The organism is Halobacteriovorax sp. GFR8 (assembly GCF_050955245.1).
Classification (GTDB): Bacteria; Bdellovibrionota; Bacteriovoracia; order Bacteriovoracales; family Bacteriovoracaceae; genus Halobacteriovorax_A.
Map to the genome: position 1 here is coordinate 1 of NZ_JBPBLR010000003.1, position 18,342 is coordinate 18,342.

At 36.1% G+C, this 18,342-nt stretch carries 18 protein-coding genes and 1 tRNA gene; 4 read left to right on the top strand and 15 right to left on the bottom strand.

Annotated features, from left to right (window positions below; genetic code table 11):
* Positions 1 to 143: 143 nt before the first annotated feature.
* Positions 144 to 219 (bottom strand) — tRNA-Ala (locus ACRXC1_RS14710).
* 175 nt (positions 220 to 394) lie between these two features.
* Here ACRXC1_RS14710 and ACRXC1_RS14715 point away from each other — a divergent pair.
* Entirely contained in the window at positions 395 to 970 is a 576-nt protein-coding gene (locus ACRXC1_RS14715) for a peptidylprolyl isomerase (RefSeq protein ID WP_392911196.1), read from the top strand.
* Positions 971 to 1,680: 710 nt separating this feature from the next.
* Here ACRXC1_RS14715 and ACRXC1_RS14720 read toward each other — a convergent pair.
* From ACRXC1_RS14720 to ACRXC1_RS14760, 9 genes are all read right to left on the bottom strand, one after another.
* Entirely contained in the window at positions 1,681 to 1,857 is a 177-nt protein-coding gene (locus tag ACRXC1_RS14720) for a hypothetical protein (protein WP_392911194.1), read from the bottom strand.
* 20 nt (positions 1,858 to 1,877) lie between these two features.
* Positions 1,878 to 2,162, bottom strand: coding sequence for a cytochrome C oxidase subunit IV family protein (locus ACRXC1_RS14725; RefSeq protein ID WP_433659942.1), 285 nt, complete (start codon positions 2,160 to 2,162; stop codon positions 1,878 to 1,880).
* A gap of 22 nt (positions 2,163 to 2,184) precedes the next feature.
* Positions 2,185 to 2,871 (bottom strand): SCO family protein, encoded by a 687-nt coding sequence (locus tag ACRXC1_RS14730; RefSeq protein ID WP_433659944.1) that lies wholly within the window; start codon positions 2,869 to 2,871, stop codon positions 2,185 to 2,187.
* Between the two features lie 10 nt (positions 2,872 to 2,881).
* The gene (locus ACRXC1_RS14735; RefSeq protein ID WP_433659946.1) at positions 2,882 to 3,760 is read right to left on the bottom strand and encodes a c-type cytochrome; all 879 of its coding nucleotides are present in this window, start codon (positions 3,758 to 3,760) and stop codon (positions 2,882 to 2,884) included.
* 10 nt (positions 3,761 to 3,770) lie between these two features.
* Positions 3,771 to 4,340, bottom strand: a complete 570-nt coding sequence (locus ACRXC1_RS14740) for a cytochrome c oxidase subunit 3 (RefSeq protein WP_393095870.1) — start codon at positions 4,338 to 4,340, stop codon at positions 3,771 to 3,773.
* A 17-nt stretch (positions 4,341 to 4,357) separates the two neighbouring features.
* On the bottom strand, positions 4,358 to 6,097 hold the full coding sequence (locus ACRXC1_RS14745) for a cytochrome c oxidase subunit I (protein WP_021267663.1): 1,740 nt from the start codon (positions 6,095 to 6,097) through the stop codon (positions 4,358 to 4,360).
* Between the two features lie 29 nt (positions 6,098 to 6,126).
* Positions 6,127 to 6,933 (bottom strand): cytochrome c oxidase subunit II, encoded by an 807-nt coding sequence (locus tag ACRXC1_RS14750; protein WP_392911183.1) that lies wholly within the window; start codon positions 6,931 to 6,933, stop codon positions 6,127 to 6,129.
* Positions 6,934 to 7,010: 77 nt separating this feature from the next.
* Complete coding sequence (gene cyoE, locus ACRXC1_RS14755) at positions 7,011 to 8,762, bottom strand: heme o synthase (RefSeq protein WP_433659950.1); 1,752 nt, start codon at positions 8,760 to 8,762, stop codon at positions 7,011 to 7,013.
* Complete coding sequence (locus tag ACRXC1_RS14760; RefSeq protein WP_433659952.1) at positions 8,762 to 9,724, bottom strand: COX15/CtaA family protein; 963 nt, start codon at positions 9,722 to 9,724, stop codon at positions 8,762 to 8,764. Before ACRXC1_RS14760 ends, cyoE begins: the two co-directional genes overlap by 1 nt.
* A 100-nt stretch (positions 9,725 to 9,824) precedes the next feature.
* Here ACRXC1_RS14760 and ACRXC1_RS14765 point away from each other — a divergent pair, with 100 nt between their 5' ends.
* From ACRXC1_RS14765 to ACRXC1_RS14775, 3 genes are read left to right on the top strand one after another with little or no spacing between them, the layout of a single operon-like run.
* The gene (locus tag ACRXC1_RS14765; RefSeq protein WP_392911177.1) at positions 9,825 to 10,919 is read left to right on the top strand and encodes a tryptophan 2,3-dioxygenase family protein; all 1,095 of its coding nucleotides are present in this window, start codon (positions 9,825 to 9,827) and stop codon (positions 10,917 to 10,919) included.
* Position 10,920: 1 nt separating this feature from the next.
* On the top strand, positions 10,921 to 12,063 hold the full coding sequence (locus tag ACRXC1_RS14770; RefSeq protein WP_433659954.1) for an aminotransferase class V-fold PLP-dependent enzyme: 1,143 nt from the start codon (positions 10,921 to 10,923) through the stop codon (positions 12,061 to 12,063).
* Positions 12,064 to 12,069: 6 nt separating this feature from the next.
* Positions 12,070 to 12,855: an acyltransferase gene (locus ACRXC1_RS14775; RefSeq protein WP_392911173.1), complete on the top strand. Its 786-nt coding sequence runs from the start codon at positions 12,070 to 12,072 to the stop codon at positions 12,853 to 12,855.
* On the opposite strand, the gene ACRXC1_RS14780 is transcribed toward ACRXC1_RS14775, so the two are convergent.
* The 5 genes from ACRXC1_RS14780 to ACRXC1_RS14800 form a co-directional block, all read right to left on the bottom strand.
* On the bottom strand, positions 12,845 to 13,378 hold the full coding sequence (locus ACRXC1_RS14780; protein ID WP_433659957.1) for a DUF420 domain-containing protein: 534 nt from the start codon (positions 13,376 to 13,378) through the stop codon (positions 12,845 to 12,847). The two genes, ACRXC1_RS14775 and ACRXC1_RS14780, sit on opposite strands and share 11 nt — an antisense overlap.
* Entirely contained in the window at positions 13,359 to 13,595 is a 237-nt protein-coding gene (locus ACRXC1_RS14785; protein ID WP_040314543.1) for a hypothetical protein, read from the bottom strand. The genes ACRXC1_RS14780 and ACRXC1_RS14785 overlap by 20 nt, the downstream gene beginning before the upstream one ends.
* Positions 13,596 to 13,699: 104 nt before the next feature.
* Entirely contained in the window at positions 13,700 to 14,338 is a 639-nt protein-coding gene (locus ACRXC1_RS14790; RefSeq protein WP_021267400.1) for a cytochrome c oxidase subunit 3, read from the bottom strand.
* A gap of 13 nt (positions 14,339 to 14,351) precedes the next feature.
* Entirely contained in the window at positions 14,352 to 17,183 is a 2,832-nt protein-coding gene (locus ACRXC1_RS14795) for a c-type cytochrome (protein ID WP_433659959.1), read from the bottom strand.
* Positions 17,184 to 17,244: 61 nt separating this feature from the next.
* Complete coding sequence (locus ACRXC1_RS14800) at positions 17,245 to 18,321, bottom strand: cytochrome C (RefSeq protein ID WP_433659961.1); 1,077 nt, start codon at positions 18,319 to 18,321, stop codon at positions 17,245 to 17,247.
* Positions 18,322 to 18,342: the final 21 nt, after the last annotated feature.

Genomic DNA, 18,342 nt, shown 5'->3' on the forward strand with positions numbered 1-18,342 from the left:
TGAAGTAACTTCAATGATTCAGTTACGTCAGATCTTTCAAAAACCGTTTAAAACTTATTTTGGATTTCTTCTCATCTTGTTTGCTACCTAAGCAGCAAATCTTTTATACTATATTAAAATGTTAAAGAGCCTCTTGAAATAAATGGTGGACATGACAGGAGTCGAACCTGCGACCCCCTGCGTGCAAAGCAGGTGCTCTCCCAACTGAGCTACACGCCCACAAAGATAACTCTCACTGTTTTAAGCAGTGATTTGTTTCGTTCATCTCTCAAGGTGAAACGTAATTTATGTGACCTCGTTTCATATGTCAACACTCTTTTTTCTTTTTTTTTACTTTTTTTGCATTTTTTTTAATTTCCTATCATAATTTCACTAGAAAAGGAGAATTTAAATAATGACTATTGTAAAGCTTGTAAGAATATCCATGTTTCTCTTCATCTTTATTGGATGTACTAAGAACACTGATATAAAAACACAGGAAGAGGTATCGGACAAAAAGGTCGATGTCTTTAAAATAAATGTAGATCGTACTGGATTATCTGAATCAGAAGGTATTATTAAGACTTCTCATGGGAATATTACGTTTAAGTTTTACCCAAAAAAGGCACCTAATACTGTTGCACGTATTATCCAGCTAATTCAAAGTGGATTCTATGATGGTTTATCATTCCATCGTGTAATACCTAACTTTGTTATTCAAACCGGTGATCCTACAGCTACTGGTAGCGGTGGTTCTGGTAAAAAGATTCAAGCAGAATTTAATAATATAAGTCATGTTACCGGAACGATGGCCATGGCCCGTACTTTAACAGATGAAAATAGTGCTGATTCTCAGTTCTATATAGCTCTAACAGCACTTCCGCATCTTGATAATAAGTATACTGTATTTGGTCAGGTTGTTGATGGTTTAGACATCTTAAAAAAAGTTAAGAAGGGTGATAAAATCATTAGCATTGAGTACATAGAATAATTTAAATCTTTATATGAATTACATAAGCCTGCAATTTGCAGGCTTTTTTATTATAAATGAATAAAAAAATTAAAATAATATTGAATAATTTAAACTGTCTTTATCGCCTTTCATATCGAACAAATAAATGTTTTAAGTTACTTGCTAACAACGTTAATACTAAGTTTAAAAGTGATAAATTTCCTATCTATAGTTTAACGAAAACAATTACTGCGCACTAATACTCAATTCAGTTTGAAATAAAAAAACGAGAAAATAAGTTATCTACTTTTATTCGTTGTATGAAATATGAATGTAAAAAAACAACGATTGATGAATTGTTTTTACATCGTTTAGGTGTAGGTAATTATGGTTATAAAAAGAATATAAGAATGTTGAAACGACTTGGCCCTATTACACAATGAGGTGAGAATAAACTAATTTGTACTGTGACAAACCATGCTCAACAAACGTTAAAAGAAAGTAATTTTTTATATTCGATTACTAGTTTTCTTTTTTTAAATAATAAAAAACATATTTAAGAGATCATGAAGAATTGATTGATTTTTTACAAAACATAGACCTGTAATATTAGGTGATCAAAAATGAAAATTTGAAAACAATTCTGGTCATGATGGAATTAGAATAGAAAGAATAAGCAATAGAGATTTGATTGTAGAAATAGCTACTAGTTAATAAAAAAAAAGCCTGCAAATTATTGCAGGCTTTTTTTATTTTCCGTGTCTTTTTTTATCTTTTGTATAAATGAATGTTTTTAAAATCAGGAGCCCAACAATTAAGAATCCAATGATCCAACTTGTTTTTGCAGTAAATTGTCCGTCTTTTACAGGTAATGGTTCTTTACTTGGTACTTCTTGTTGCGTAGTCGTATTTGTGTTTTCAGACATACAAACTCCTTTTTGTCTTATTATCTAAACATTGATTCTAAAATAAGCACAGTAGCGTAAACTCCAGCTGAAATAGGAATTGCAGCAACAAAACGAGTCCACTTTGTTTCTTCATTTAAGTGCATGAAGTAGTAAGCAACTAGGAAAGCTTTTCCTAAAGCTAAAACAACGAGTGCACTATCTCGGTAAAATTTTGCAATATTTGTCATCCCAGGGATGATTAGTTCCACAACTGTTAGGAATGTTAGAACGAAGAAAATAAAAATATATAATTTCTTGTGTGAATGATGTGCGCCTTCAGCCATTTTATTCTCCATTTATAATAAATTAATTTTTTAAGTATTGTTCTTTATTCACTAATAAACCAAGATCAATCATTAGCTTATTAATATCTTTACTAGTTGAATCGTAATAACCTCTAATTTTACCATGTCCATCAACAAGAACAAGCTTTTCAGAGTGTGCAATATCAAACATTGTTACCGTTTCACCATTAACATTAGCTTCGACTTCTTGCATTTTTCCCATCTCTGTTCCAAAGCCGTCTATGATTGTAGCTTGCATATCTTCAGTCTTTCCAGTTAAGAAAGTCCAAATATAAGGGTTCGCTTGATGTTTCCTAGCGTACTTGAATAGCGTTTTAGGGTTATCTGTTTCAGGATCCACAGTAAATGAAACGAGAGCAACTTTTTGCCCTAAACCTCTTACTCTTTTTTGAATTTTTTGCATCTCGGCCGTAAGTCTAAGACAGCTTGACGGACAATTTGTAAAAATGAAGTTCGCAATATAAACACGTCCTTCTAATTCTTTAGATCCAAATGTTTTTCCAAAACTATTTGTAAGTGAAAAGGCCGGCAGTTCTTTTACGACTGGTAGCTCAGGAGGAAGTTCTCTGAAAACCGATTTTAAAAAAGGTACAGAAAAGAAATAAAGAACAAAAACTAACCAAAACGCCTTCTTTGAGACAAGCGTTTCGATTAGAGAATTTGATCTTTTTATACCTAAACTAGTCATTATTTAACTCTTATTGATTTTTTATACGATCCATTAACTCTTTACGAGCTTCTGTATCTTTTAAACTCTTTAGGTAGTCTACGTAGTGTGCAACGGCCCAGATTTGGTCATCAGTAAGAGTACCTTTCCATGCGGCCATAGCCGTACCACCAACACCAGCAGCTAAACGAAGAGCAATCTCTTCAACTGTATCTGCTGAACGAATTGTGTTCCATGTAAAGTCAGGAGGAAGAGATTTAAATCCCCACTCTGTCTCTTGAAGTTTTGACTGATAATCAGCATCAGAGAAGTCACCTTCACTCATACCTGTTAACTGTGCTAACTCCATTTTAGGGACATAAGCTCTGTGACATGACCAGCACATTGCATCTGAGTGGTAAACTTTTTTACCTTCTTCAATAGCGGACTGAATGTGAGCAACACCATATGGGTTTTTACCAAGAGTAACTTGTTTACCAAGTTCTTTATCTTTACCTTCCCAAACAGATGGAGCGAAAGTCTTGATGTATTGAACAACTTCAAACATTTGATCTTCAGTTAAGTCCCAAGGAAGCATTGCTGTTCCATGCAGACCTTTCTCAAGAATCTTGTATAAGTGCTTATCGTGTGGAAGAGTTCCCGCTTCAACTTCTCCAAATTTGAAGACACCTTTAGTAAAGTCACGTGGTGGAACTTTCATTGCCTTAGCTGCTACACCTTTTCCGTCACCGTTAACACCGTGACAAGGCATACAGTATTCAGTGTAAATTTGTTTCCCTCTATTAAGAACATCTTTCTCAACATAGAGGCCACCTGCGAATACTTTATCTTCTTTGAAGTGGTTTTCCTGGCAAGAAACCAAAGATAAAATTGTAAACATTGCTGTTAAAGTTAATGCCATTTTCTTCATAGCTATCCTCTTAAAATACAAACATAACGATAAACATTACTAACCAAACGACACCTAAAAAGTGCCAAAACTTAGATACATTCTGTACCCAAGTTACCTTCTCCATACTGTAGCCTTTGATTGATACAGGAAGAAGAAAAACAAGTGCAATTAAACCAAGAACAATATGCGCAGCATGTGTCCAAGTTAGTGCATAAAATAGTGATGGAAAAACTCCGCCAGAAGCTTGAAGTCCCATCGCGGCCATTGAGTTCCAAAGTTCCCATTGAACAAACATGAAACCCAGACCTAATAAGTATGTTAGAGCGTAGTAAAGTCTCATGGCCTTAGTGTTTTGTTTATTGAATGCTGATTCAAATAACACTAGAGTCACAGAGCTTAACGCAATAACTATTGTACTAACCACTGGGATTGTTAGAGGTATTCTCGGCATTCCCATAGGTGGCCATACATCGACAGTTAGACGATAAACAGAATAACCAAGTAACATTGAAGCAAAGAGCATTGTAAAAGAAACAAGTAAGACGATCATCGCAATTGATGATGTAATCTTTCTCGCTTCTAGTTCTTTATTCGACATTACCTGGTTCATTCTAATTACGCCTCAACTAATTCTTCAGTTTGATATTGGAAGTCCTTACCTTCTGGAAGATTTGGATTTCCTAATTCGTGTGGTCCACACTTAACAACAGGAACTTCTTTGAAGTTATAAACTGGTGAAGGTGATGGAATTGTCCACTCTAGAGTACCTACATTCCAAGGATTATTAGGTACTGGCTCTTTTTCTTTCTTAAAGAAAATTGTGTAAACGAAGTTGATTACGAAAGGAATCTGTCCTAGACCCATAAGTAATGCAGAGTAAGTAACAAATGCATTAATTGGGATTAGTCTTTCCATGAATTCGTAAACAAATGGGTTGTAAAGACGTCTGTGCATACCAGCGTATCCAACAATCATCATTCCCATGAATACACCATTTAGACCAATCATTGTGATCCAAAAGTGTACCTTACCCCAGAATTCATTTAGGAATTTACCAAACATTTTCGGCATCCAGAAATAAATTGCTGCATATCCACCAAGAAGAACAGAAGCTGCCATTGTATAGTGGAAGTGACCAACTACAAAGTATGTATCGTGTAGGTAAAGGTCTGTTGTAACTGTTGCTAGATATAGACCAGTTAGACCACCAAGACCAAATACGAATACAACACCAAGAGAGAAGATCATTGGAGTATCAAATTTGATCGACCCTTTCCAGATAGTCCCTAACCAGTTTGCAAAGAAAATTGCAGATGGAATCGAAATCGTCATAGTAAGAGTCATGAATGTTTGAGTTAAAAGTGGACTCATTTGAGTCGTATACATGTGGTGACCATATACAATTGTTGAAAGAATTGTAATCGAAGTCATTGAAAGCGCAGTTGCCTTCGCACCAAATGCTGGTTTTCTTGCAAAGAAAGAAAGTAAGTCAGATACAATCCCCCATGCTGGAAGAATTAGAATATATACTTCAGGGTGACCGAAAATCCAGAATACGTGTTGGTAAAGGATTGGATCACCTGTCCCAGTTGTTGCAGCAGCACCAGCTAGGAAGAAAGTTGTTCCAAAAACACGGTCAAATAATAGAAGTAAAAGACCTGCACCAAGAACTGGAAGGAAAATCGCGTTTAGAATAGCTGTAAGCCATAGACCCCAAACAGATAATGGCATATCAAAGTATCCCATCCCCGGAGCTCTAAGAACGATAACCGTAGTAATATAGTTAACTGCACCCATTGTAGAAGAAACACCAAGAAGGAAAAGAGCAAGCGTCCAAAGAGTTTGCCCGGCCCCTGGTGAACCAATTAGCGTCGATAAAGTTGGGTATGAAGTCCAACCACCTGCTGCAGCACCTAATGGTAAACATAGAGATGCAACAAGGATTAACGCTGAAGCAGCTGCAATCCAAAAAGAAAGCATATTAAGTAAAGGAAAGACCATATCTCTTGCCCCAATTTGCAGTGGGATAAGATAGTTTCCAAACGCCCCAATTAGAATTGGTGTAATAGCGTAGAAGATCATGATCGTACCGTGCATAGTGAAAAGCATCGCGTACGTATCTGGTGGAACGACTCCTCCTGTTGAAGGGAAAAGTAAGTTACCTAAAATTGGGAATGCCTCTCCAGGAAACGCTAGTGTCCAGCGAATCATAAGGGCCATCATCCCACCTAAACCAAGGCCGATGATTCCGTACCAAAGAAATTGTTTTCCGATCACTTTGTGATCATAAGAAAAAATATACTTTGAGATGAAAGTCTTTGGCTCTGAGTGAATATGTTGCTCGAAAAATGCCATTTTATATTCTCCTAAAAGTTATCTTGTAATTAGTACTGCCACTTCCAACCCCAGAATAATTCAGGGTTTTCAGGGTCATTCTCATGAATAGCTTTCTCTTGAGCCTCTGCAATCCAAGCAGCATAGTCTTCTTGAGAGTAAGTAGTAAGAGAAGCTTTCATTCTATAGTGATATGTTCCACACATCTCTGCACAAGCAATATCCCAAGTACCAGCTTTAGTTGGTTCAAACCATAGACGAGTTAAACGACCAGGAATTGCATCAACCTTACGACGAGCATTTGGAAAATATAGTGAGTGAATTACATCTTTTGAAAGTACTTGAATAACAACTTTACGACCAATAGGCAGTCTTAAGTCATTTAACTGAACAACATCATCTTCAGTATTGAAAACATTGTCTGCACCAGCATATCTAAAGTGCCATGCCCATTGCTGACCAAGTGCTTGAATACGAAGTGGATTCTCGTCCTCTTTTGGCCACTTAGCAAAAACATTTACATAGTCTTCATTCGACATTCTTGTAATGTTCATATCGATTCCAAGGAATACCGATAGACCGATTACAGTCGCGATGATGATATGAATCTTCTTATTCCCGTAAGTATAGTAAGGCTTCGGGTGTCTCTTTGCTGAATAAAAGTAAGAGAAACCAAATAATCCTGCACATACTAATGCGAAGAAAAAGAGGTTCATGTAAGTAGTGTAGCCAAATAACCAATCGATTAAGTGACCGTGCACAGAGATATCTTCAGGTGGCTTCATTCTTTCCCAAAGACTCATCTGCTTAGAAGTTGTACTAACAACTGTAGCTAAAACAGGTGTCAAAAATCCCATAGACCTTCCTTCTATTGAAATACTTTATTAATTTGAATTGATAAATTTTAACCCTTTTTTATAACATTTTCCACGATTTAGCTAAGGAAAATCATCAATGATAGCAAGAGTGGTAAATAGATTATAGAACCCCAAAAATATTGTCGGGCCCAAGCTACATAACTCGGCTCATCATGAATAAAAAAACTTTGCAAACTCTGCGCGAAAAATACGCCATTCACCACCAAAGAGGCGATAAAAAAGTTCTTAGAATTAAGACCAAAGAAGTATCCACTAATAGCAACTAGCGCTAGTAAAAATGTCCAAAGCGCAATACAGGTCTTCATCTTGGCCACTGAATAGGTATGGGGGTATACTTTAATATCACCCTCTTTATAGTCATCTTTATGGTAAATTGAGATCGCCATGAAGTGCGGGATCTGCCAAATAAAAAGTATTGCAAACAATAAAATCGCTAGACCATCTATCTCACCTGTCACAATTGTGCGCCCCATTACTGGAGGAATTGCACCAGGTAGTGCTCCTACAAATAACGCAGCAGGACTCTTTCTCTTCATTGGCGTATACACATAAAGGTAAGAAAAAAATGCCAACGCACCGAGCAATGCAGTGACTTTATTTACATATAAGTATGTTAGGCTAAATCCAAGGATGAAAAGAATCCACCCCTGAATAACGGCGTAAATCGGTTTAATTCTCCCAGCAGGAAGAGCGCGATCTTTTGTACGGACCATATTTGAATCAACTTCAATTTCCATGTAGCAATTAATTGTAGTTGCTGACATCACGATCAAAATTGAAAAAATTAATGCATTAATCAAATAGAAGAAATCGACATATTGTCCTGTTAGAAGAATTCCCGAAACAATTGTCGAAACAACAAGTAGGCCAAGACGCGGTTTTGTTAAACTTAATAAGTCACTTGCAACTGTGTGCTTATACCCACCAAAATATATTTCTTCAAAGCGTTTAAACCACTGGAATAAGAATAGAAGATTAAGAGTAATGATAACCGCTAAAAGCAGGTGGAGTACTTGAAAGTAAGTTGTATCAGTAAGTAAGAACAATCTCTTTGCATTAAATAAGTGAATAAGAAATAAAGCAACTAAACTTCCAGTTAGTAATGAAAATTGCTTTAAAGCTTTTCCGTGTAAGAGTGAAATAGTTTTTCTGATATTAAAAAGAAAAGCTAGTAAGAAGCCTAGAAAAAGAACTCCTAAGTATTTATGAAGAGAATGAATTTGCGCAGCTACAGTTGAAGGCCAAAAACTTAGACCCTCTGCCGTCTGACATAAAATGTTTATATTATCCCCTAGCCCACACACATCTTTTGTTGCCGTTTGATGAACAATTCCTCCAAAGAAAAACTGTATAAAAGCAATGAGTAACATAATAAAAACAAGGTCTTTTGCCGAAGGTGAATAGCCTTTTAAATTCAGCTCTTGTTTTTCTACAGTAGGATAAAAAAGCTGAGAAAAAATAGCGATATAGGCAAAGCTTAAAATTAAGTGAAAAACACTAACTAAAGTAGGTAATTTATAAATAAAGTTTATCCCACCTAGAAGTGACTGGAGAACGAGAAGAAATAAGCCTAAACGAACAGACTTCTCTTTTGGATGCTTTATAAAGAGAAACGTATTTAAAATAATAATAATTCCAGCAAATATTCTGTGAAGAATTGGATATATTGATGACTTATCAACAGTCGCTGCATAACAAATTGGCCAAGAAGTACATTCTAGGCCAGTGAAGTCCGCACTCACTAACCCACCAATGACAATTAAACCTAATGTTAATAAGATATTGATGAAGGCAAGTGTACGATACATTACAGCTCCGCTTCTTGTGATTTTTTAAGGATGATTAATAATTCATAAATAAAATATGATAGTAAAATTGCAAATAATAAGTGAACAGGCTGAGCAAATGCTGGAAATGCCAGATAAGCTAGGACTACACCTGCAGTGATGACACCAATTAGAACCAACATAATAGAAATACACTTCTTTTGGACAAAAGAGTTATCTTTAAATTCTTCCATGATTTTTCTAAGCGTATAAGAAAAGCCTAAAAGAATTAGAATTGAAAATGAGCGGTGGATATAAAAGATCATATCAAGGCGATCAACCCAATTAGAGCGTGCTAAATTAGGCTCTGTGTTAGTAATTAAATCAATTTGCTCTCTAACTTGTGTTCCAAGAACAATTTGAATCACAACAAGGCCAACTAGAACCCATAAGAAATCTTTGTAGCGGTCAACATTATGCTTACGAAGAAACTTAATCTCCGTCACTTCATATCTTAAATGAGCAAGTGCGAACGCAAGAAATATCGCTAAAAGCATATGAATTGTAATCACCCCAGGATGTAAGTGCGACTTTACAACCATTGCTCCAACACCACCATTTAAAACAACTAAGAATAGAGCAAGGCCTGATAGCCAAACAACTTTCTTATTTTCTTTTTTATAAGCAAATGAAAGGACAAATAAGATAATTGAAGCAATGCCTGTCCACACACCGGCCATCCTATTGAAGTACTCAGTCCACGTATGAATAGGATTAAAAACTGCTACAATTCGGCCAGGTTTTGCAAATCGAGTCTGATAATCAGCAGGAAGCTGATCAACACTAGTAGGTGGAACAACTTGACCAAAGCAAGTTGGCCAATCTGGACAGCCCATTCCGGCTCCAGTACTTCTGACCATCCCTCCAATTAAAATAAGTGCAAAAACAGTGATTATGACTACAGGCAAAAACTTTTTGAATCGTAACTTTTTAGAACTTTCCATTTCAACTTCAACTTGATTTCAACTTTCTTAACCCAACTAGAAATATGAATAATTTTCAATTTCAAAGTGATGGGATAGTATTTCTATATTAGGAGTCAATATGCACAAAAATCACGGACCTGTCTATTATGGTGACTATTTAGAACTGAATAAATTACTCGATACGCAAAATCCTCTCTCTAAAAAATATGGAGACGAGGCGCATGATGAAACACTCTTTATAGTTGTGCATCAAGTATATGAATTATGGTTTAAACAAATACTTCACGAGCTAAACTCGATAAAAAAAATTTTCTCAGTAGATAAGGTTGAAGAATCATTTCTTTCAACTGTTTGCTCAAGGCTTGAGAGAATAAAAAAAGTTCAAACCCTTCTCTTGGGACAATTGGAAGTAATGGAAACAATGACTCCGATGGACTTTCTTGAGTTTAGGGATTTATTAGTTCCTGCCTCAGGTTTCCAAAGCGTTCAATTTAGAGAAATTGAGATTCTATTGGGACTGTCGACAAATCAAAGAAAAGAAGTAGATCGTGAATATTTCCTTGGAAGGCTGAACGAGCAAGATAAGCAAAGACTTCTAAAAATTGAAAAAGAGCCTACTTTATTCTCGGCCCTTGAAAAGTGGCTAGAAAGAATGCCATTCACTTTTAATGCAGAATTTGATTTTTGGAGTGAGTACCAGTCATGTGTTGAAGATATGCTATGTGGAGATGAGCTTACAGTCTTAGATAATATGGCAACTCTTCCACCAAAGGCATTAGAGATTCAAAAGGCAAATCTTCAAAGTACACGAGATACATTTGAAACTCTGTTTAATTCGGATGAATATAATAAATTAGTAAAAGAGGGAAAAAGAAGACTTTCTCAAAAAGCTACCCTTAATGCACTATTTGTTCTTCTTTATCGAGATGAGCCAATACTAACTCTTCCATACACAGTGCTAGCTCACCTTATGGATATTGATGAAAACTTTACTACTTGGCGCTACAAGCATGCTCTGATGGCACATCGTATGCTTGGAACAAAAATTGGAACTGGTGGATCTTCGGGGCATCAGTACTTAAAAGATGCGGCCGATAATAATCGATCGTTTATCGATCTTTTTAACCTTTCAACTTTTATTATACCAAGATCCCAAAGACCGGTTCTTCCAGAAAAATTAAAAACAGCGATGAACTTTAATTATAGAGATTAGTATGTATAAAAAATATTTTCAAAGATTTCTAAATGCGAACGAAGGGAAACTTCACTTTGCCGCTCACTCTCATCACTATTGGCCAGATGTCACAAGAGAAGCGCAAATTAAATACTGGGATGATAGTGCTAAGTTTGTTGATGAGAAATGGAGTAAGTTTTTTTCAAATGAATTTGCTCAACTACAAAGTAATATGGCAAACGTTTTAAATATTTCAAAACCAGAACAGATTACATTTGCACCAAATACACATGAGCTTGCATACCGTATTCTTTCGGCCCTGCCTCATGGTGCAAAGATCTTAACAACAGATAGTGAGTTCTACTCATTTGATCGCCAAATTAATCGTCTTTCTGAAGAGGATATTTTTGAAGTAACAAAGATTAAGAATACTAATAATGAGAGCTTTCTTGAAAACTTCATACAAGAAGCGAACACTGATAAATACGATTTAATCTTTATTAGCCAAGTATTTTTTAATTCTGGATTTGCAATTAAAGATCTCGTCTCATTTGTAAATTCAATTAATACTAAGGCAGAAATTGTTATTGATGCCTATCATGCATTCATGGCACTTCCTACTGATCTCAGAGAAATTGAAGATCGAATTTTTTATATGGCCGGCGGTTATAAATACTGTGGTTCCGGTGAAGGGTCATGTTTTCTCATATCTCCTAAAAATACAAAGCTTACACCAAAGAATACTGGTTGGTTCGCGCAAATGGGAGATCTAACAAATTTTAGTGAAGATAAAGTACCTTTTAGTAATGATGGATTTAGGTTTGCTGGATCGACGATGGATTTCACCGCAATTTATCGCATGAATGCAGTATTGAACCTTTGGAAGAAAGAAAGCATTTCTGTACGTGACATTCATGCTCACGTTGAAAAAAATCAAATAGATTTCTTAACTGGTATCTTAGGAACAAAATTAGAAAGTAAAATCGTGACGACAACAAGTAGAGGTCATTTTATAGCTTTCAAATTTTCAACATCACAAGAATGTGAAGAGTACGCAGCAAACCTTAAGGTGAATCATGTAAATGTTGATTATCGCCGAAATATTTTACGTTTTGGATTTAGTATTTATCAAGATAGTGATGATATAATTAAACTTATTAAAATAATTAAAAATATTGGTTAGGAAAAAATGGAAGAAAAGAAAAAGCAATCACAAGAAGAGCTTCAATCAGGGGCCTCTAACAAAAAAGGTCTTGCTAAAGTATTAGAGAATATTTTTAGAAAGAACCAAGCAATTGGTTACATGGCAGCAATGCTACCTCCAATTGTTGTTTACATTATTTGTATTACTCTTGGGTTAACTCCCGGCTATATTTTTTTAACGACTGCATATGAAAGCGTTGCAGGCCAGCACTTCCTTATTCAAGCTCTTGCGATGTCATTTGCATTTGTAATGTCCTACGCAGCCTATGCATTAACACTTATCTTTATCGTTCCATTCTTTAACTGGATCTATCCGCTTAAAATGAAACCATTTAAAGGAAGTTGGATTTCATTAGAAACTCTTCCTTGGTATTACCATAATGCTTTAACACAATTAGTTCGCTACACAGTTTTAGATTTCTTTCAAGCAACACCAATTATCACTCTATTCTATCGAATGATGGGGATGAAGATTGGAAAAAATTGTGTCATCAATACAACAAATATCTCCGACCCATGCCTCATTACACTTGAGGACTATGTGACAATTGGTGGCTCTGCAACAATCTTTGCTCACTATGCTCAAGCAGGTTTTCTAGTTATTGCACCAACTGTAATTAAAAGAGGTGCAACAGTTGGGTTAAAAGCTTCAATTATGGGTGACGTCATTATCGGTGAAAAAGTTGTTGTTTCTCCGCACGAAGCAGTACTACCAAAATCAAGACTTGATGCTGAAGAGAGAAAGAAAGCAAAGAAAGAATCTAATAATTAAGATATTTCAAAAAGAAAAAGATTAAAACACCTGTTACTGAAACATAAAGCCAAATGGGTAAAGTCCACTTTGCCCATTTTTTATGACTCTTGAAACTTCCAGTCAGTGCATTCCATAGAGTAATTAAAATCATTGGTAACATCACGATACTTAAAAGAACGTGAGAAATAAGAATCGCAAAGTATACAGGTCTCACAAAACCCTGTGCGATAAATTTAGTATCACCATGAAAGTGATGATAAAGAAGATAAGAAATAAGAAATAGTGCAGAAGTTGCTGTGGCCCCAGACATACATTTAATATGTGCCGAGACATTCTTATTCTTAATAAATCTCCAACCTACAAATAGCAAACTCGCAGAAATTGAATTTAATACAGCATTTACCATTGGTAGATAATCAACCCACCAAAGCTTAACGGCCGCTTCAGGTTTAAAATAGATAAACCAAACCAAGAAGAGCGCAATTAATCCACTTAGTATAAAGAGTAAAGTATAGATAAAATTACTGTTGTTCTTCTTCATGAATCCTAGAAGCTACTGAGTTTTTTCTATATTTATGAATTGTTTTATAAAGAATAAAAAACGGAATATAGATTAGGCCAATGAAAGTTACAAGAATCCAAACAAGCCTTGCATCCTTTGGATTATTCATAGATCCAGCACAACCAGGACACGCAAAAACGTAGTCTGAAAATAGTACTAGAATTAATATGCCAATTGGTAATAAGAAACTTTTCATATAATTGCCTTATATACCTTTCGGAAGGCTTAGTCCATTTTTTTAGCCCAAAACAAAAAAGGCCCTACATAAGTAGGGCCTTTCTTACAACATATGTTCACTCATTAAATTAAGTAAATAAATGTAAATACTAGAATCCAAACAAGGTCAACGAAGTGCCAGAAGAGACCACAAACTTCAAGAAGTCCATAGTCACCTTTGTCAAAACGTCCTTTAAGGGCAAGTACATACATGTAAATAAGAAATATTACACCCGATAGTACGTGTAGTCCGTGGAAACCAGTAATTGCAAAGAATGTCGACGAGAATAAGTTATTTCCATGCTCATAAGTTGAGAATGTCATCCCCATATCTGACATTAGGTGTACGTACTCATACGCTTGGATACCAAGGAAGATTACACCACCAATAATTGTAGCTAAAAGCCATCCTCTAATTGCTTTTGGTTGTCTCATTTTTACAGCATCAATTGCCATAACCATTGAAACAGAAGAACAAATTAGAATGAAAGTCATAATCCCTGAAAGGTGTACTCCACCAAGAGCTTCTACAGGGTTTGGCCAATGCTTAGTTGCACGAAGTACAGCATAAGCAATTAGTAAGCCTGAAAATGACATGGCATCAGTTCCAAGAAATAACCACATCCCAATTTTATTTGGACTTGCGTGCCCAAATTGAGGGTCATTTGGATAACTAATTACACCGTCATGAACTAAATCTTTTGTATTAGCATGTCCTGCCATTTATAAACTCCCGTTATCTCTTTCCAGCTTTCTTAGCTTTTGGTGAGTAAAAATCACTTCCTAACTCAAGTACGTACTTAGTAACTGCTTCGATTTGTCTCTTAGCATCACCGTCAAGAAGTTCTGGATCTGCAGCCTCTCCTTCTGGCCAGAAAGATGGCATTGTAGTACCAGGCATAATCTTATCTGGACCTTCAAGCCACTTCTTAATCCAGCTCTTTCTTAGTCTTCTCTTAGCAAAGTGAAGATCTGGAGCAAGTGCTTGATCGCTATTGAATCCAGTTGTGTGACATGAAGCACATGCTAGGTCATTAAATAGTTTAACGGCCGCACGTCTCTCTTCCTTACTTTCCCAAACAACTTTTTCATTTTTATCAAAAATTGGTTGGTCAGCTTTTACACGGAACATATCAACAAGTTTCTCTTTTTCTTCTTTACTCATGTTGAAAGAAGGCATTCTTAACTTAAGCCATGGACGAATTTCATATACATCACCAAGGAAGTAATGGAACCAATCAGCTTGTACTCTGTGCCCTTGTTCAACTAGACGTGGTGGCGCTTCGTTTACATCATCGTAAATTTTCAGCATATCACCGAACTCACCATCAATTTGGTGACATCCAATACAGTTAAACTTAACAGCAACTTTCATACCTTCATTTGCAACAGTTTCAGCAGCGTCGTATCTCTTAACACCTTTAAGAGGGATCTTCTGATCAACTTGACCGATAAGAGCTGTTGTAATTAGCGCAGCATCTTTTTCGCTCATGTGGAACTGAGGCATTCTTAGTAGATCTTTAAATGGCTTATCTACACCATTATCCCATCTTCTTGGATTTAATAAGTGCGCTTTAATCCAAGCTTCTCTTGAGTGCTCAACTTTCTCATGAGAGAAACCAAATTGAGTTAGAGGCTTAGAACCAATTTTTGAAAGCTCTGGACCAATTGGTGCACGATCTTCAAAACCTTTAATATTGTGACATGAGTAACAACCATATTTACCGATTGAACGACGACCTAATTCCATTGTTCTTTCGTGGTCACTCATTGTTGCAAGCTTAGCTTTTGCAACTTCAACAGTATCAAACGCTGAGAAGTAAGTTACAAGGATCTCGTCTCTTGCACCTTTATCCATATCTGCAAACTTAAGCTTTTCGAATTGATCATTCTTTAGGCTCATTAGGTATGCAGTAATATCATTAACTTCTCTATCAGATAGTCTGAAAGAAGGCATGATTGTATCTTCTTGGAAGTGACTTGGGTTTTTAAGCCATGAAGCCATCCAGTTAGCATCTTTAACTTTAGAACCAATTCCATCTAGGTATGGACCTTTGTGAGCATCAACCTTTTGAGACTCTAGAGCAAAATCTTTGACACCGTGACAAGCAAGACATCCGATTTCACCAACAAGTTGCTTACCTTTTTCTTTATTACCACCAGTATATTTCATGAAAGGCTTATAGCTTTCAGACTGTGCGTAAATTACTTCAGCGATCGCATTTACTTCAGCAATATTCTTCTTAACGAACTCTGGAGAGCTATTGTTATCATTCATGAAGAACTGAGGCATTTTTGCATGTTTATTAAATGCTTTTGGTTCCCAAACCCAGTTCTTAAAGAATTCTTTATCAAGCTTTGCTGCGATCTTTTCTAAACTTGGACCTGGCTTTCTCTTATGCTCCCAACCTTCAATTTTATGACAAGCATAACAACCAAATTTTTCTAATGAACGACGACCTTCATTTAGAGTTGTCGCTTGTGGAATATATTGAACACCACTGTGACACTTAACACATCCAGCTTCATAGTCACCACGTCTTAATTGTACGATAGGTACCTTGTGTGGCTCATGCCAGTTGTACTTAGCAATCCAATCTTGTTTTTGTTCTTCAGTTGCTGGCATGTGAGCAGCTGCATTAAAGTCATTAACTCTATGCCCTTCACCACCGTGACAAGAAGTACAACCAAAATTTTTCATTGGGTGCTTACCGTTAGCTCCAACCATTAGGTCTAAGTTAGGGTGAGTCTTATGTGGGTTTGGTTGATTTTCGTAACCAGGCTTGTCAATGAAAGTGTGACAAGTCATACAACGATCAACTTTAGGTACGTGTTGGAAAAATCTGTCATCAGTAATATTTTCTAATACAACCTGTTGAACCTTAACAGTTGGGTCCATAAAGTCGATAAAAGGTAGGTTTCTAAGTGCGAAGACAGGAGTTACTTCCTTTCTTTTTTCAGCACCTTTAAGAAGCTCAAGTCGACCAACAATACCGTTGATTTTCTTATTAACTGAATCAATATCAGCATTAAAAGCCGCTAGTTGTCTCTTTAAGTTCTTTTCTTTAGTTTGAAGTGCTTTTTTCTTATCAGTAGATAAAGCAAACTTCTTTTTATTTTCTTGAAGTTTCTCAAATAAAGAGTGAGCATTTGGCGCGTGTTCAGCGTGAGCAACACCATAATTAAATGCAAGGGCAGCAACGTCTGAATTCAGACGACCGTTAACGATCTGCTCTTTCTTAATATCTTTAATTACCTGATCAAGCTCAGCTTCAATTTTTGAAATTTCTTTGCCCTTAGCTTCAACTGATTTTTTAGCTGCTGCTAATTCATCATTAAGAACCTTTACTTTTTCAGCACTGATCTTTGCTTCTTCTTCAGCAATATCTTTGGCAATTTTTTCTTTTTCAATCTTCATTGCCTCGATTTGAATTGCTTTCCATGGTCTCATGTAATCATCTAGGAATACCCATATTACCGTAACCAAAAGAACCAGTGAAAAGATCGCGAAGATCTTATTCAGTTTTTTCATATCATAGGCCATGCCTGGCTCATGTTTCTTTGACATTTTTATATACCCTTTATTACTTCTTCTTTAAGTATCTTTATATATCTATATCCAGATTCGCTTATAGGTTAAGTTCCCACTCTGGTAGAGCGATAATATACTTTAAGCTAAATAGCCATCTAAGAACCATCTTGATTGGTAGTGATGTCATACCAAGTACAAGGATGATGAAAATATAGTATCTAATCTGACCAGTGTTCTCGATAATCTTCTTTCCATATTTCGATTTAGCAATCGCAACAGGAAGTACACAACAGTAACCAAGAGTTAGGATTATACCTACAATCTCTCTAACAACGATATTTGAAGGCATTGGAGTGTTAAGCCACTTAAGCCATACAAATTCAGAAAGGTTTACGTTGTATTCAGAAACAACCTTGTGGAAGTCCCAGAACTCAAATGGACCATAGAATGTCCAGTTTGGTCCACGTAAGAAAGTACCAACGATAATTAGGTACATCCAAAGAACAATCCAACCATATAAGAATCCCCACATAGCGATTGGTCTTTCTTTAATTGTGAAGTAACCATTCCCCTTCGGGTTCGTATCAATATATGGAATTGCAATAAGACCTACAAGGATAAGACCTGGAAGAACAACCCCTGCCATCCAAGGATCGAAATAAACAAGCATTTCTTGAAGACCAAGGAAGTACCATGGAGCTTTTGCAGGGTTAGGTGCCCAAGTCGTGTTTGCTGGTTCTTCTAGTGGAGCTTTAAAAATAATTGCCCAAACAACTAAGAAGATTGTTGTACCGATCATACACATTAACTCAGTGAAAACTAAGTTAGGCCATACCCATACTTTCTCTCTATTTTCAGGAAGTGCCTCAATCGGACACTCACCATTTTCAATTCTCTTGTCATTCTCAGCAGCTCTATAAAGTGCATACCAAGTAAGCCAAGCAATAAGAACGATAATAATGTTAATTGGAATATTATCTGGCCATAGGATAATTGCTCTAAAGTTTGCATCCATACAAAACCAAACAACAACCGGTGCAGCAATAATAAGTGCCCATTTAGCAAACTTCTTACTACCTACAACACGATAGTACTTCATCATGAAGAAGAATAGGACCGTCGTAATCGGGAATGATCTAATCGGATCGGCCAGCCAGTTTATAAGTTCTTTCATTTATATATCCCTTTCTCTCAA

What these genes read in the sequence shown, in the direction of transcription:
- ACRXC1_RS14730 (WP_433659944.1), bottom strand. Translation starts at nt 2,871, where the DNA reads ATGACTAGTTTAGGTATAAAAAGATCAAATTCTCTAATCGAAACGCTT.
- ACRXC1_RS14765 (WP_392911177.1), top strand. Translation starts at nt 9,825, where the DNA reads ATGCACAAAAATCACGGACCTGTCTATTATGGTGACTATTTAGAACTG.
- ACRXC1_RS14745 (WP_021267663.1), bottom strand. Translation starts at nt 6,097, where the DNA reads ATGGCATTTTTCGAGCAACATATTCACTCAGAGCCAAAGACTTTCATC.
- ACRXC1_RS14800 (WP_433659961.1), bottom strand. Translation starts at nt 18,321, where the DNA reads ATGAAAGAACTTATAAACTGGCTGGCCGATCCGATTAGATCATTCCCG.
- ACRXC1_RS14735 (WP_433659946.1), bottom strand. Translation starts at nt 3,760, where the DNA reads ATGAAGAAAATGGCATTAACTTTAACAGCAATGTTTACAATTTTATCT.
- ACRXC1_RS14780 (WP_433659957.1), bottom strand. Translation starts at nt 13,378, where the DNA reads ATGAAGAAGAACAACAGTAATTTTATCTATACTTTACTCTTTATACTA.
- ACRXC1_RS14720 (WP_392911194.1), bottom strand. Translation starts at nt 1,857, where the DNA reads ATGTCTGAAAACACAAATACGACTACGCAACAAGAAGTACCAAGTAAA.
- ACRXC1_RS14740 (WP_393095870.1), bottom strand. Translation starts at nt 4,340, where the DNA reads ATGTCGAATAAAGAACTAGAAGCGAGAAAGATTACATCATCAATTGCG.
- cyoE (WP_433659950.1), bottom strand. Translation starts at nt 8,762, where the DNA reads ATGTATCGTACACTTGCCTTCATCAATATCTTATTAACATTAGGTTTA.
- ACRXC1_RS14775 (WP_392911173.1), top strand. Translation starts at nt 12,070, where the DNA reads ATGGAAGAAAAGAAAAAGCAATCACAAGAAGAGCTTCAATCAGGGGCC.
- ACRXC1_RS14785 (WP_040314543.1), bottom strand. Translation starts at nt 13,595, where the DNA reads ATGAAAAGTTTCTTATTACCAATTGGCATATTAATTCTAGTACTATTT.
- ACRXC1_RS14750 (WP_392911183.1), bottom strand. Translation starts at nt 6,933, where the DNA reads ATGGGATTTTTGACACCTGTTTTAGCTACAGTTGTTAGTACAACTTCT.
- ACRXC1_RS14795 (WP_433659959.1), bottom strand. Translation starts at nt 17,183, where the DNA reads ATGTCAAAGAAACATGAGCCAGGCATGGCCTATGATATGAAAAAACTG.
- ACRXC1_RS14715 (WP_392911196.1), top strand. Translation starts at nt 395, where the DNA reads ATGACTATTGTAAAGCTTGTAAGAATATCCATGTTTCTCTTCATCTTT.
- ACRXC1_RS14725 (WP_433659942.1), bottom strand. Translation starts at nt 2,162, where the DNA reads ATGGCTGAAGGCGCACATCATTCACACAAGAAATTATATATTTTTATT.
- ACRXC1_RS14760 (WP_433659952.1), bottom strand. Translation starts at nt 9,724, where the DNA reads ATGGAAAGTTCTAAAAAGTTACGATTCAAAAAGTTTTTGCCTGTAGTC.
- ACRXC1_RS14790 (WP_021267400.1), bottom strand. Translation starts at nt 14,338, where the DNA reads ATGGCAGGACATGCTAATACAAAAGATTTAGTTCATGACGGTGTAATT.
- ACRXC1_RS14770 (WP_433659954.1), top strand. Translation starts at nt 10,921, where the DNA reads ATGTATAAAAAATATTTTCAAAGATTTCTAAATGCGAACGAAGGGAAA.